This window comes from Kitasatospora sp. NPDC043949, from assembly GCF_056435365.1.
This window is the reverse complement of sequence record NZ_JBWKEQ010000052.1, coordinates 1-12,950: the sequence shown is the minus strand read 5'-3', so window position 1 is coordinate 12,950 and position 12,950 is coordinate 1. Positions and strand designations below refer to the sequence as shown.

General features: G+C 74.9%; 12 protein-coding genes and 1 pseudogene. 6 read left to right on the top strand and 7 right to left on the bottom strand.

The genetic code is table 11. The annotated features are described in order from the left end of the window. Nucleotides 1-27: 27 nt before the first annotated feature. The 3 genes from AC07AL_RS31450 to AC07AL_RS31440 all read right to left on the bottom strand — a co-directional run bounded on the left by AC07AL_RS31450 (nt 28) and on the right by AC07AL_RS31440 (nt 2,882). Nucleotides 28-1,095 (bottom strand): S-adenosylmethionine:tRNA ribosyltransferase-isomerase, encoded by a 1,068-nt coding sequence (locus tag AC07AL_RS31450; protein ID WP_478319060.1) that lies wholly within the window; start codon nt 1,093-1,095, stop codon nt 28-30. Further along, entirely contained in the window at nt 1,092-1,841 is a 750-nt protein-coding gene (locus AC07AL_RS31445; protein WP_363581650.1) for an SDR family NAD(P)-dependent oxidoreductase, read from the bottom strand. Before AC07AL_RS31445 ends, AC07AL_RS31450 begins: the two co-directional genes overlap by 4 nt. 72 nt (nt 1,842-1,913) lie before the next feature. After that, nucleotides 1,914-2,882 carry a pseudouridine synthase gene (locus AC07AL_RS31440; RefSeq protein ID WP_363581648.1) on the bottom strand — a complete coding sequence of 323 codons (969 nt, stop codon included), beginning with the start codon at nt 2,880-2,882 and terminating at the stop codon, nt 1,914-1,916. Between the two features lie 145 nt (nt 2,883-3,027). Between AC07AL_RS31440 and AC07AL_RS31435 the strand changes: the two genes are divergently transcribed. From AC07AL_RS31435 to AC07AL_RS31425, 3 genes are all read left to right on the top strand, one after another. After that, nucleotides 3,028-4,116: a PP2C family protein-serine/threonine phosphatase gene (locus AC07AL_RS31435; protein ID WP_363628211.1), complete on the top strand. Its 1,089-nt coding sequence runs from the start codon at nt 3,028-3,030 to the stop codon at nt 4,114-4,116. A gap of 164 nt (nt 4,117-4,280) precedes the next feature. Then, nucleotides 4,281-4,670, top strand: coding sequence for a DUF3224 domain-containing protein (locus AC07AL_RS31430; protein ID WP_363581644.1), 390 nt, complete (start codon nt 4,281-4,283; stop codon nt 4,668-4,670). A gap of 103 nt (nt 4,671-4,773) precedes the next feature. Beyond that, nucleotides 4,774-5,802, top strand: a complete 1,029-nt coding sequence (locus AC07AL_RS31425) for a DUF5995 family protein (RefSeq protein WP_363628209.1) — start codon at nt 4,774-4,776, stop codon at nt 5,800-5,802. On the opposite strand, the gene AC07AL_RS31420 is transcribed toward AC07AL_RS31425, so the two are convergent. Continuing rightward, nucleotides 5,763-7,202: a GuaB1 family IMP dehydrogenase-related protein gene (locus AC07AL_RS31420; protein ID WP_363628208.1), complete on the bottom strand. Its 1,440-nt coding sequence runs from the start codon at nt 7,200-7,202 to the stop codon at nt 5,763-5,765. The genes AC07AL_RS31425 and AC07AL_RS31420 overlap by 40 nt on opposite strands. 279 nt (nt 7,203-7,481) lie before the next feature. Between AC07AL_RS31420 and AC07AL_RS31415 the strand changes: the two genes are divergently transcribed. Then, the gene (locus AC07AL_RS31415; RefSeq protein WP_371516031.1) at nt 7,482-8,990 is read left to right on the top strand and encodes an SDR family NAD(P)-dependent oxidoreductase; all 1,509 of its coding nucleotides are present in this window, start codon (nt 7,482-7,484) and stop codon (nt 8,988-8,990) included. Nucleotides 8,991-9,031: 41 nt separating this feature from the next. Next, a complete protein-coding gene (locus tag AC07AL_RS31410; protein ID WP_363623588.1) occupies nt 9,032-9,484 on the top strand; it encodes a nucleotide triphosphate diphosphatase NUDT15 in 453 nt (150 codons plus the stop codon). A 96-nt stretch (nt 9,485-9,580) separates the two neighbouring features. Here the strand turns inward: AC07AL_RS31410 and AC07AL_RS31405 are convergent. Beyond that, nucleotides 9,581-9,733: pseudogene (locus tag AC07AL_RS31405) on the bottom strand (ATP-binding cassette domain-containing protein); the annotation flags it as partial. Nucleotides 9,734-10,503: 770 nt separating this feature from the next. Between AC07AL_RS31405 and AC07AL_RS31400 the strand changes: the two are divergent. Continuing rightward, nucleotides 10,504-11,178, top strand: coding sequence for an Rv1733c family protein (locus AC07AL_RS31400; RefSeq protein WP_363628206.1), 675 nt, complete (start codon nt 10,504-10,506; stop codon nt 11,176-11,178). Nucleotides 11,179-11,226: 48 nt separating this feature from the next. Here the strand turns inward: AC07AL_RS31400 and AC07AL_RS31395 are convergent, their stop codons facing one another. Then, nucleotides 11,227-11,904: a YoaK family protein gene (locus AC07AL_RS31395; protein WP_363628205.1), complete on the bottom strand. Its 678-nt coding sequence runs from the start codon at nt 11,902-11,904 to the stop codon at nt 11,227-11,229. A gap of 59 nt (nt 11,905-11,963) precedes the next feature. Continuing rightward, on the bottom strand, nt 11,964-12,698 hold the full coding sequence (locus AC07AL_RS31390; RefSeq protein ID WP_063346501.1) for an MgtC/SapB family protein: 735 nt from the start codon (nt 12,696-12,698) through the stop codon (nt 11,964-11,966). Between the last annotated feature and the right edge of the window lie 252 nt (nt 12,699-12,950).

Genomic DNA, 12,950 nt, shown 5'->3' with positions numbered 1-12,950 from the left:
CACGACCGGGCGGCGCGGCGCGCGGGCTCAGTCCGGCAGGAGCAGGTTCACGTCGCCGAACTCGTGCCAGAGGTAGCGGTGCTGGACGGCGGCCCGGTAGCACTCGGCGAGCAGGGGCCGCCCGGCGACGGCGGCCAGCATCAGCAGGTGCGAGGCGCGGGGCTCGTGCCAGCCGGTGAGCAGGCCGTCGACCGCGCGCACCCCGCGCTCCGGAGTGATCACCAACTCCGTCCAGCCGTCCGCCTCCTGGACGGTGCCGTCCGACGCGGCGGCCGACTCCAGGGCGCGCACCACCGTGGTGCCGACGGCGATCACCCGCCCACCGCCGGCCCGCACATGGCCGACCAGACGGGCGGTGGCCGCCGGGACGTGGAACCGCTCGGCGTACGGCGCCTCGTGCGCCTCCGGCGAGGCCACCCCGGTGTGCAGCGTGACCGGCGCGACCAGCACCCCGCGACCCGCCAGGCGGGCCACCACCTCCGCGCTGAACGGCCTTGCGGCGCTCGGCATCTCACTGCTGCCGGGGACGGCCGCGAAGACCGTCTGGTAGGCCTCGATCGGCCAGTCGCGGTCCACGTAGCCGTAACGGATCGCCTTGCCGTGCACCTCCAGGTACGGCAACATCCTTGCCGGCAGCGCCAGTTCGGCGTACCAGAGCCGGGCGGTGAACGGTGCGACCAGCTCGGCCGCGCCGCCGGCGGGCAGCGCCACCCGCAGACCGGGGCGGGCCGGGGAGTCGGCCGGCGGGTAGTAGGCGGCCGCCGACCCCGGCACCACCCGCCGCAACTCCACCAGGTAGGAGCCGCGTTGGTCGGGCTGGGCGGAGGACAGGTGCAGCGCGACCGCCGTACCGTCGGGCAGCCGGCCGGGCAGCGCGGCCGGCAGGGTGGCCGAGTTGTTGACCACCAGCAGGTCACCCGCGCGCAGCACCTCGGGCAGCTCGGTGAAGCGGTGGTGCTCGACGCTCCCCCGGTCGCGCCGGCCGACCAGCATCCGCACGCCATCCCGCGCCCCGCCGCGCGCCTCCGCCGGTGCCCGGGCGGAGAGTTCGGGCGGCACGGCGACGTCGAGGCCGAGGTCCACGAGTTCGGTCATCGCCCACCCCGGGCCGCGGCCCTCAGGTCCTCGGCGCGGTAGCGGCCGGAGGCGGCCCGGTCGTGCAGCAGTCCGAGCAGGACCGGCACCACCTCCTCGGGCAGCGGCTCGCCGGAGATGTCCTCACCGGGGCTGGCCTCCTGCAACATCCCGGTGCGCATGCTTCCCGGGTCCACCGCCCACACCCGCAACTCCGGCTCCTCGCGGGCGAGTACGGCGGTGGCATGGTCGAGCGCCGCCTTGCTGGCGCCGTAGCCGCCCCAGCCGAGGTAGGGCACGACGGCGGCGTCCGAACTGATGTTGAGCACGCTCCCGGCGCGGGCACGCAGCTGAGGCAGGAGGAGCTGGGTGAGGGCGATCGGGGCGAGCGCGTTGACCTCGAAGGTCTCCAGCAGGTCCGGCAGCGGGAAGTCGGCCAGCCGGGGCAGCGGCTCGGCGCCGGGCGCGGTGGCGCCGTTGAGCGTACCGGCGTTGTTGACCAGCAGGCTCGCGCCGCCGAGCCCGTCGGCGGCCGCGGTCAGGTGGGCACGGTGGTCGTCGTCGACGATGGAACCGGAGAGGGCGACGACCTTGGTGACGGCGGCCAGGGCCGCCTCGGCGGCGGCGAGTCCGGCCGCGCCACGGGCGCTGATCACCAGCTGCCAGCCGTCGGCGGCGAGGGCCCGGGCGAGCGCCAGGCCGAGCCCCCGGGAGGCGCCGGTGACCACGGCGACGGGGGCGGGGGCGGTGTGCTGTGCTGCGTTCATGTCCCCACCCTCGCCCCGCAGGGGGCGGCGGCGGATCGGGCGCCGGAACCGGGACCCGGTCGTCCGTTGGGCCTAGGGTGTCCGGGTCGCCGGACCTGGGCCGCCGGCCCAGGCTTGCGGGTCCGTCCAGGCGGCGAGGGTGCGGCGGGTGTCGAAGCGGCGCTCCCGGCCGGTCAGCGGGTCGGTGAACTCGACCACCGAGGCGAGGAGTTGGAGCGGGCGACGGAAGTCGTCCGGGGCCGGTTCTGGCAGCACCACCGGATACACCGGGTCACCGAGGATCGGCACGCCGAGGCCGCACATGTGCAGCCGCAGCTGGTGGGTGCGCCCGCTCAGCGGCCGCAGCCGGTAGCGGGCCAGGCCGTCGCGGCGTTCCAGGAGGTCGATCCGGCTCTCGCTGTTCGGCGGCGCGTCGAGCTCCCGGGCCGCGATCACCCCGCGCTCCTTGAGGATGTGGCTGCGCACGGTGCGCGGCAGGTCCAGCGCCGGGTCGTACCGGGCGATCGCCTGGTACTCCTTGCGCACCAGCCGGTCGCTGAACAGCGTCTGGTAGGCACCGCGCTCCTCGGGCCGCACCACGAACATGGCCAGGCCCGCGGTGAGCCGGTCGAGCCGGTGCGCGGGGCTGAGGGCGGGCAGGTCGAGACTGTGCCGCAACCGGGACAGCGCCGTCTCGACGACGTGCCGGCCGCGCGGGGTGGTCGCCAGGAAGTGCGGCTTGTCGACGACGACCAGGTGCTCGTCGCGGTGCAGCACCTCCAGTTCGAACGGGACGCGGACCTCCTCGGGGAGGTCCCGGTAGAACCACAGGTGCGCGCCGGGCCGGAACGGCTCGTCCGGGGCGACCGGGCCGTGCTCGCCGACGATCTCGCGGCCGCTCAGCGCCGCATCGATCCGCGCGGCGGCCACGGCCGGCAGCCGCTCGACCAGGTAGGCACGGACGGACGGCCAGGGGCCCTCGGGCGGCAGCCGCAGGTGCACCGGGTCCACACCGTGGCGCTGCGGGAGGGGGGAGGCCGGGCGGCGGCTCTTGCGTCTCATCTCCCGGCCAGCGTAGTCCGCCCGCTCGGGGCGGCCTCGGCCGAGGTCCCCGAGCCGCCCCGGTCCCCCGAGGTGCCGCTCACGGGGAGTGCGGAGCACAGTGGACGGTAGGTCGCCAATCCGCCGGGAGCAGCCGGGAGGACGTGTGAGCGCAGACGGCCCGGACGGTGTGCCACCGCTGCACCTGCCGCGGCGCACCCGGATGCTGCTGGTCGGCGCCTTCGGGCTGCTGGTCGCCGCCGTGGTGGCCGACCTGGTGACGGGGCCGGGGACGACCCTCTCCCCCGTACTGGCCGTCGCGCCGGTCCTGGCCGGGGCGACCACCCGCAGCGCCCGGGTGCCGCTGGCCGCCGGGGGCATCGCCGTCGTGGCGGTCGGGCTGCTGGAGACCACCAACACCGAACTGCCGGCCGAGGTGCACATCACCGCGCTGATCACGGTGCTCGCGGCGACCCTGGCCAGCGCCGCCAACGTCGTCCTGGTGTCGGCCCGGGAGCGGGAGCTGTTCCACGTCCGGACGGTCGCCGAGGCGGCACAGCGGGCCCTGCTGCGCCCGCCGCCGGAGCGGATCGGGCGGCTGCGCACCGCGGTGCGCTACGTCGCGGCGGCGGCCGAGGCACGCATCGGCGGGGACCTGTACGCGGTGGTCGACACCCGCTACGGCACCCGGATCCTGCTCGGGGACGTGCAGGGGCACGGGCTGCCGGCGGTGGAGACGGCGGCGGACGTGCTGGGGGTGTTCCGCGAGGCGGCCCGGACGGAGCCAGATCTCGCGCGGCTGGCCGAGCGGCTGGACGCGGCGCTCGCCGCCCGACCGGACGAGGGGCGCTTCGCCACCGCGCTGCTGCTGACCGTGCCCGCGGAGCGGGGGCCGGCCGGCGTGGTCAACTGCGGGCACCCGCCCCCGCTGCTGCGCCGCGCGGGCCGGGTGCGCGCGCTGACGCCGCCGTACGCCGCGCCGCCGCTCGGGCTGCGGGGGCTGACCGGTGACGGGTATCCGACGGTCCACTTCGAGCCGCTGCCGGGGGACCTGCTGCTCCTGTACACCGACGGCATCACCGAGGCCCGCAACGCCGAGGGGCGGTTCTACCCGCTGGAGGAGCGCCTGCCGGAGCTGCCCGCGGGGAACCCGGCGGACCTGCTGGAGGACCTGCTCGCGGACGTCGACGGCTGGGTCGGCGACGCCGGGCTGACGGACGACGCGGCGCTGCTGGCGCTCCGCTGGGAGCACTGACGGGCGGAGGGCGGACGGCGGACGGGCAGGCAGCCAGGGGGCAGGCGGGATGGGCGGGCCGGCGGGAGCAGTGACGGCCCGGCCGATTGTCAGAGCCGTGTGCAAGGCTTCGCACACGGTCGGTGAGGAGCCGGCCGGGTAGCGATCGTCGAAGGGAGAGCGCCATGGGGGACAAGGCCAGCGGGTCGTTCGAGCTGACCGGCTTCGAACCGGTGGAGACGGAGGAGCGCGAGGGTGCGGCCTTCGGGCGGGTCCGGATCTCCAAAAACTTCACGGGTGGGCTGAGCGGCACCAGCGAGGTGCGGATGCTCTCCGTCGCGGGCCCCTCGGGCGGCCCGGCGTCCTACGTCGCGGTGGAGCACGTGACGGGCGAACTGGACGGGCGTAAGGGCTCGTTCGTGCTCCAGCACGCGGCGTGGGACACCGGCGGGACGACCATACGCGTGGTGCCGGGCACCGGGTCGGGCGAGCTGGCCGGGCTCACCGGCGAGTTCCGCCTGACCGTCGACGAGGCCGGCACCCACACTTACGTCCTGGAGTACGAGCTGGGCTGAATCACCTGGTCTCAGCCGCGCGCCGCGCGCCGCACGCACCGGGCTGCCGTCCGCGCTGCCACGATGATGCGATCAGTGCACGATCGACATCGGAGGGTGGCGCATGCCCGGTACGACGATGGCGGCGGACGGCACGCCGGTCGCGGTGCTGGCCGCGAACACGGTCACGGCGCCTGTCGCGACACCCGTCACGACTCGGGTCACGGCGCCAGTCACGGTCGAGGAGGTGGTCGGTCGGCTGCGGGAGATCGGGGCGGTCCTGCCCCCGGCGGACGGGGTGGCGGTCTTCAACCGGCTCTACCTCACCGTCACGGAGGCCGTCCGCGGCCGGCTCGGCGGCTCGTACTTCGCCGATCCGGCGGCGATGGCCGAGCTCGACACGGTGTTCGCCGGGCGCTACCTGCTGGCCGTGGCCGCCGACGCGGCCGGGCAGGAGCCGCCCGCCTGCTGGCGTCCGCTGTTCGCGCTGCGCGCCCACCCGGGGGTGCACCCGCTGCAGTTCGCGTTGGCCGGGATGAACGCCCACATCCAGCACGACCTGCCGCTCGCCGTCGTGGACACCTGCCTGCGTCGGGGCTGCGAGCCGGCCGGGCTCGCGGCGGACTACCACCGGATCAACGGCCTGCTGGCAGAGGTGGAGACGGCCGTCCGGGAGCAGCTGATGCCCGGCCCGGACGTGCTGGAGCGCGCCGAACCGCTCACCCACCTGCTCGGCGTCTGGTCGGTGGAGGCCGCCCGCGAGGGGGCGTGGTCCGCCGTCCAGGCGCTCTGGGAGCTGCGCGCGGTGCCGACCGCCGCGCGGGCCTTCGCCGCCGCCCTGGACTGCTCGGCCGGCCTGCTCGGCCACGCCCTGCTGCTCCCGCTCGGCCCGCACCCCGCACCGGACGCGGCCGACGGCTCACCACGCACGGCGGACGCCCCGGGCACGACGGCGGGCACGCCGGACGCACCGGGCAAGGCACCGCATGCACCGGGCACGGCGCCGGACGCACCCCACAAGGCACCGGACGCCCCCCGCACGGCGGCCGGCCGGCTCCCCGAGGCGAGGAACCGGCCGGCCGGTGAAGGAGCGGGCGCTCAGGCCCGACCCGATCAGGCCCAGCTGGAGTGCAGCGGCTTGCCCTCGGCGTAGCCGGCCGCGCTCTGGATGCCGACGATCGCCTTCTCCTGGAACTCCTCCAGGGTGTTGGCGCCCGCGTAGGTGCAGGAGCTGCGCACACCGGCCACGATCGAGTCGATCAGGTCCTCGACGCCCGGGCGGGCCGGGTCGACGAACATCCGGGAGTGCGAGATGCCCTCCTCGAACAGCGCCTTGCGGGCCCGGTCGTACGAGGAGTCCTGGGCGGTGCGGTTGCTGACCGCACGGGCCGAGGCCATGCCGAAGCTCTCCTTGTACTGGCGGCCGTCAGCGGCGGTCTGCAGGTCACCCGGGGACTCGTAGGTGCCGGCGAACCAGGAGCCGATCATCACGTTGGAGGCGCCGGCGGCCAGTGCCATCGCGACGTCGCGCGGGTGGCGGACGCCGCCGTCGGCCCACACGTGCTTGCCGAGCCGGCGCGCCTCGGCGGCGCACTCCAGCACGGCGGAGAACTGCGGGCGGCCGACGCCGGTCATCATCCGGGTGGTGCACATGGCGCCGGGGCCGACGCCGACCTTGAGGATGTCGGCGCCCGCCTCGACCAGGTCGCGGACACCGGCGGCGGAGACCACGTTGCCGGCCACGATCGGGATCCGCGGGTCGAGGCCGCGCACCGCGCGCAGCGCGCTGATCATCGATTCCTGGTGGCCGTGCGCGGTGTCCACGACCAGCACGTCGGCGCCGGCGTCGATCAGGGCCTTGGCCTTGCCGGCCACATCGCCGTTGATGCCGACGGTGGCGGCGATCCGCAGCTTGCCGGCGGCGTCCACGGCCGGGGTGTACAGGGTGGCGCGCAGCGCGCCCTTGCGGGTGAGGATGCCGACGAGCCGGCCCTCGGCGTCGACGACCGGGGCGAGCTTGCGGTGCGCCTCGGTGAGCTTGTCGAAGGCGGTGCGCGAGTCGATGTCCTCGTCCAGGAGCAGCAGGTCGCGGGACATCACGTCGGCGAGGCTGGTGAAGCGGTCCACGCCCTGGCAGTCGGAGTCGGTGACGACGCCGACCGGCTTGCCGTCCTCGACGACCACGAGGGCGCCGTGCGCGCGCTTGGGCAGCAGCGACAGCGCCTCGGCGACGGTGGCGCCCGGGGCGAGGGTGATCGGGGTGTCGTGCACCAGGTGGCGCTGCTTGACCCAGGAGACGACCTCGGCGATGACCTCGGTGGGGATGTCCTGCGGGATGGCGACCAGGCCGCCGCGGCGGGCGACGGTCTCGGCCATCCGGCGGCCCGCGATGGCGGTCATGTTGGCGACGACCAGCGGGATCGTGGTGCCGGTGCCGTCGTTCGAGGAGAGGTCGACCGCCTGCCGGGAGCCCACGGCGGAACGGCTGGGGACCATGAAGACGTCGTCGTACGTCAAGTCGTACGAGGGCTTGAGGTCGTTCAGGAAGCGCATGAAGGGGGCTCTCTGGCTGGGAGAAATTACACCTCGGGTGCGGTTGCGGCACTGCCGCCGGGCGCACTCGGGCGCCCGGCACCCAGCATTCAATTCTCCGGGACGGTGGGATCAAAAGCCAGTTCGAGCCCCATTGCTGGCACTGTGTACAAACCATGATCAATGCTCCGCGCGTAGACTTGGACGATCATCCAAGGCCGACGGTTTTCGCCCCGGCCAGGGCCGCTCCCGTAGCATTCACGCGGTAACGGCGAGGCGAGCGGGAAGCGGCGACAGGCAATGACGGCGGGCGTGGACATCAAGCAGGACCAGAGCGGCACGGACACCGGGGAGGAGATCGACTACGGTCCCGGCCTCGACCCCGAGCGGCTGCGGCTCTGCCTGGACGTGCTCGCCGAGCTCGACCAGCTGCACGTCGACCACCCGGACGCGATCACCGTCCGCCAGGCCGTCGGCGGCATATTCCGGACGCTCAAGCAGCGCCGCCGCCAGGAGACCCGGGCCCGCAAGACCGCCAACGACCGCGAGGTCACCGCGCGCACCGCCACCGGCGCACCCACCCGGATCGACGACGAGACCGCCGGCGCCTTCGGCCTGACCACCGTCACCAGCACCGAGATCGCCGGCATCCTGGAGCGGCCCCGCTCCTGCTACACGTGCAAGCAGCGGTACGTCGAGGTCGACGCGTTCTACCACAACCTCTGCCAGGACTGCGCCGTCAAGAACCGGGCCCACCGGGACGCCCGCGCCGACCTCACCGGCAAGCGCGCGCTGCTCACCGGCGGCCGGGCCAAGATCGGCATGTACATCGCACTGATGCTGCTGCGCGACGGCGCCCACACCACCATCACCACGCGCTTCCCCAACGACGCCATCCGCCGCTTCACCGCGATGCCGGACAGCGCCGAGTGGATCCACCGCCTCAAGGTCGTCGGCATCGACCTGCGCGACCCGGCCCAGGTCATGGCGCTCGCCGACGAGGTCGCCGCCGACGGCCCGCTGGACATCCTGATCAACAACGCCGCGCAGACCGTGCGCCGCCCGCCGGAGTCCTACCGCGAGCTGATCGCCGCCGAGTCCGCGCCGCTGCCGGCCGGCGAGCTGCCGCAGGCCACCACCATCGGCCGCTTCGGCAGCGGCAGCGTCGACCTTCCCGCCCTCCCCCACCAGGCGAGCGGCGACGCGCAGCGGATGGCCGCCGAGGACGTCACCTCGCTCGCGCTCGTCACCGGTTCCGCCACGCCCGCCCGGATCGAGGCCGGCACCGCGATCGACGCCGGCGGGCTGGTGCCCGACCTCGCCCCCACCAACAGCTGGGTGCAGACCGTCCAGGAGGTCGGCCCGGTCGAGCTGCTGGAGGTCCAACTCTGCAACTCCACCGCGCCGTTCATCCTGATCAGCCAGCTGCGCCCGGCGATGGCCGCCTCCGCCTCCCGCCGCAAGTACGTCGTCAACGTCTCGGCGATGGAGGGCGTGTTCCAGCGCGGCTACAAGGGCGCCGGCCACCCGCACACCAACATGGCCAAGGCCGCGCTCAACATGCTCACCCGCACCAGCGCGCACGAGATGTTCGAGACCGACGGCATCCTGATGACCGCCGTCGACACCGGCTGGATCACCGACGAGCGGCCGCACCCGGACAAGATGCGGCTGGCCGACGAGGGCTTCCACGCCCCGCTCGACCTGGTCGACGGCGCGGCCCGGGTGTACGACCCGATCGTCCGCGGTGAGCTCGGCGAGGACCTGTACGGCTGCTTCCTGAAGGACTACGAGCGCTCCAACTGGTAATCCCCGATCCTGGCGAGGACCCCCGCGAAGGAGATGGCGAATTGACCACCGCACCGCTGCTCGGCGCAGGAATCATCGTGCCCACCGGGGACGGCCGGGTGCTGATCGGCCGGCGCACCACCGCCGGCGAGCCGCCGACCTGGAGCCTGCCCGGCGGAAAGGTCGATCCCGGCGAGTCCTTCGAGCAGACCGCGGCCCGCGAACTCGCCGAGGAGACCGGCATCGTGCTGCCCGCCGAGCAGATGCGGGTGCTCGCGCTCCTGCTCGACCACGAGCTCGGCCGGCCCCGGCTGACCGCCGCCGTGCTGGCGCCGCCGAGCCTGGCCGAGGCGGTCGTCACCGAGCCGCACTCCTGCGGCGGCTGGGAGCGGGTCGCGCTGGACGCGCTGCCGGAGCCGATGTTCTACCCGTCCTCGCTGGTCCTCGGCAGCTGGCTGCCGCAACGGCCGTCGGTGGTCCGGGCCGGAACGACCGGGTACCCCGTCACCCGCTGAGGGCGCCGGGGTACCCGGCGGCACTCGGACGCCGAGAGCCCACCGCCCGGGCGGCCCATGCCGAACGGCGACGGGCCGTCAGCCGTTGCGGGCGTCCTCAGGACCGGTGATCCGCTTCAGCGAGTCGAGCGCGCCGGTCGGCTCGTCGGCGAACAGCACCTGCGGCCGGGCCGCCAGACCCCGGGCCGGCGCCACGCGCCGCGCCTGACCACCCGACAGTTCGCCGGAGCGGCGCCGCTCCATGCCGCTCCATGCCGCCCAGGCCGAGCCAGGCCGAGCCGGGCCGGCGCGTCCAGGCGGGCGGCGGTGAGGTCGATCCAGCGCAGGCCGGCGTCCAGGTGGAACAGGCCGTGGTCGGCGAGCAGGGCGTCCACCAGGGCGCCGGTGCGGCGCAGTTCGGTGCGTTCGCGCATCCGGCGCAGGTGGGCGGCGCGCTGGGTGTCCAGGTACTCCTCGGCGTCGCGGCCCAGCGTCAGGGCCAGCACCACCTTGGTGAACAGCACGCTCCGCAGGCTGGGTTCGGGCGCGTCCGGACCCCGGAGCCAGGTCTCGAACTCCGTCGCCCCGCGTCGGTGATCACGTAGCGCTCGCGTTCGGGTCCCTCGCCGGGAACCCGGTCAGAACGCGGCCAGAACCCGGGCGGAGACACCGTCACCCGGGTGCGGGCGGGCAGGAGGCAGCCCCACGCTCACCCCCTGCACCGCACCACGGCCCGGCACCCCCACGGTCAACCGGGCCAAGCCGTCCCCTGGCACGAAGGATGCGGCCGGACCCCAGCCTGCCCGCCCGCCCGGCCGCTGCCGAGGGTCGAACGTCCCGGGTGCGCGAAGGGGCGCCGGGCGGCCGCACGCCCGGGCGTGACCCGGAGCGCGACCGGCGCGCGGCGGCGCCGTCCGCAGGTCCCGGTGGTACGAGCCCGCACGACTCTTGTGCGCGGGCGGCCACCGGGTGGAAATTGGGTGACGAAGCCCCACGACCCCACCACCGCGCCGCCCCAACCCCCCTGAGGAGCCGTCGACGTGTCCAGCACACCCCGCCCCGCCCGGCCCTCGTCGCGCCCGCCGCGAACCGGCCGCCGGCTGCGGCGGGCCTTCGGTGCCCGGCACGAACCGCTGGTCCGGCCCGTCGACCGGGCCCGCGCCCGCGCCTGGCTGCTGAGCACCCTCGGGGCCCTGCTCGCCCTCGCCTTCGCCACCGGCAGCGCCCTGCTCGCCTACCACGCCACCGCACCCCAGGCCGACAGCGACCGCCTGCGCCTCCACAAGGTCGACGCCGTGGTGCTCACCCTCCCCGACCACGGCTCCGGCACCGGCACCGGCACCGGCACCGGCGGACGCTTCGGCGCCGGCTACAGCACCCGCGTCGACGCCGAGGCCGCCTGGACCTACCCCGACGGGCAGCCGCACACCGGCACCGTCCAGGCCCCCCGCACGGCCGTCACCGGCACCGTCGTCCCCGTCTGGGTCGACCCCGCCGGCGCCCTCTCCTCGCCCCCGACCAACCGAGCCTCCGTCGCCGTCTCCGCCGTCTGCACCGGCGCCGGCGCCCTTCTCGCCCTCCTGGCCCTGCTCACCCTCGCCCTGCGCCTTCGCCTGCACGTCCTCGACCGCCGCGCCGACGAAGCCTGGACCCAGGGCTGGGCCCACCTCGAACCCCTCTGGAGCGGCCGCGCCGGCCACCGCCAGGACGACTGACCCCTGAGGACGAGCGGGGGCCGGCGAGCGGAGGGGCGCGGCGCCGGGTCAGAGCGGGTGGGTCCAGGCCGGGGCGGGGTGGGATCCGGCGGCCCGGTGGGTGAGGGCCGCGACGGCGACGAGGAGGGTCAGGGCGAGGGTCAGGGCGACGGGGACGTCGGCCTGGCGGATGAGGAGGGCGCCGACGAGGGCGCCGACGAACATCCAGACGGCGGAGGCCAGACGGCGGGGGCCGGTGCGGTCGGCGGCGAGGGCCGTGATGGTCATGGTGAGCACCGTGGTGGTCAGGTCGGGGACCTTGAGGGAGCGGACCACCGCGTTCTGGCCGCCCATCGCGAAGGCCAGCAACCCGATGAGGCCGTAGCGGGCCGGGTCGGAGGTGTAGCCGGCCACGGCGGCCAGGGCGATGCTCGCGGCGACGAGCACCACCTGGCCGACCATCGCCGTGGTCAGCAGCCGCCCGCGGTGGTCGGGCAGCCGCCGGGCGAGGTGGCCCCCGACCAGGGCGCCGAGTACGAACGCGGCGAGGGCGCTCAGTGAGGCGGTGGCGGAGAGTCCGGCGGCACCGGCCAGGGCGAAGCCGAGGAAGACCACGTTGCCGGTCATGTTGGCGACGAAGACGTGGCCGAGCCGGAGGTAGCTGACCGCGTCCACCAGTCCGGTGACGACGGTGAGCACCAGCAGCATCGGCACCAGCGGCCCGTGCCTGGGGTCGGGGGTGAACATCGGGACCTCCTGGTCGGCCTCGTGACGGTGCCTCCGTTCTACCTCCCCCGGGCCGCCTACTAGGCGAGCGCGGGGCGGCTCGGGTCGTCGGGTTCGTCGTCGAGGTGCCAGTGCAGGTCGCGGACGCCGGGTTCGAGGGAGAGCCGGCTGACGACCTGTTCGAGGGCCGGGGCGACCTGCCCGGTGATGGCCACGGTGGCGCGCAGGCTGGTGGCGTCGCCGCTGTCGGTACGGCGGGCGCGCAGGCCGGTAGGGGCGAGGCCGGAGGCGGACAGGGCCTGGAGCAGCAGGGCCCGGATGTGGGTCTCGGCCTTGCGCTCGCATTCCAGGTGGACGGTGGCGCGGACGGTGGAGTCGGGGTCGCTGCCGGACTGCGGGGCGCGGTCGAGCATCCGGCCGGCCGGGCGCAGGATCAGGTGGACGGCGAGGACGCCGAGCGTGCCGAGGACGGCGAATTCGAGCTTCCCGGCGGCGGCGAGCACCCCGACGGCGGCCGAACACCACAGCGTGGCGGCGGTGTTGAGGCCGCGGACGCCGGCGCCGTCGCGCAGGATGACGCCACCGCCGAGGAAGCCGATGCCGGAGACGACGTAGGAGGCGACCCGGGTGGGGCTGGCGGCGTCGCCGACGGCCTCGCTGTACAACACGAACAGGGTGGCGCCGGCGGCGACCAGGGCATTGGTGCGCAGGCCGGCCATCCTGGCCCGCCACTGGCGTTCGACGCCGATGAGCGCGCCGCAGGCGACCCCGGTGGCGAGCCGGACGAGGAAGTCGGCGGTGGTCAGGGTGTGCACGACGGCACCTCCTTCACTGGGAGAGCTGGCAGAGCTGGGAGAGCGGGAAGGGCTGCGAGACCTGGGAGACGGACGGACGGGTGGCGGGCCGCTGCCCACCACCCGTCCGTCCGGGCTGCGGTCTGCGGCTCAGTGGTTGAGCGCGGTCTGGACGATCTTGATGATGACCATCACCATCGCGACCAGGAGGTAGGCGCGCAGGGCGCCCATGCCGACCTTGCGGGCGGTGGACATGACCGGCTTGCCGAGGGT

Coding starts and splice junctions, on each gene's coding strand:
- AC07AL_RS31420 (WP_363628208.1), bottom strand. CDS start 7,202: ATGCGCTTCCTGAACGACCTCAAGCCCTCGTACGACTTGACGTACGAC.
- AC07AL_RS31415 (WP_371516031.1), top strand. CDS start 7,482: ATGACGGCGGGCGTGGACATCAAGCAGGACCAGAGCGGCACGGACACC.
- AC07AL_RS31450 (WP_478319060.1), bottom strand. CDS start 1,095: ATGACCGAACTCGTGGACCTCGGCCTCGACGTCGCCGTGCCGCCCGAA.
- AC07AL_RS31445 (WP_363581650.1), bottom strand. CDS start 1,841: ATGAACGCAGCACAGCACACCGCCCCCGCCCCCGTCGCCGTGGTCACC.
- AC07AL_RS31430 (WP_363581644.1), top strand. CDS start 4,281: ATGGGGGACAAGGCCAGCGGGTCGTTCGAGCTGACCGGCTTCGAACCG.
- AC07AL_RS31395 (WP_363628205.1), bottom strand. CDS start 11,904: ATGTTCACCCCCGACCCCAGGCACGGGCCGCTGGTGCCGATGCTGCTG.
- AC07AL_RS31440 (WP_363581648.1), bottom strand. CDS start 2,882: ATGAGACGCAAGAGCCGCCGCCCGGCCTCCCCCCTCCCGCAGCGCCAC.
- AC07AL_RS31425 (WP_363628209.1), top strand. CDS start 4,774: ATGCCCGGTACGACGATGGCGGCGGACGGCACGCCGGTCGCGGTGCTG.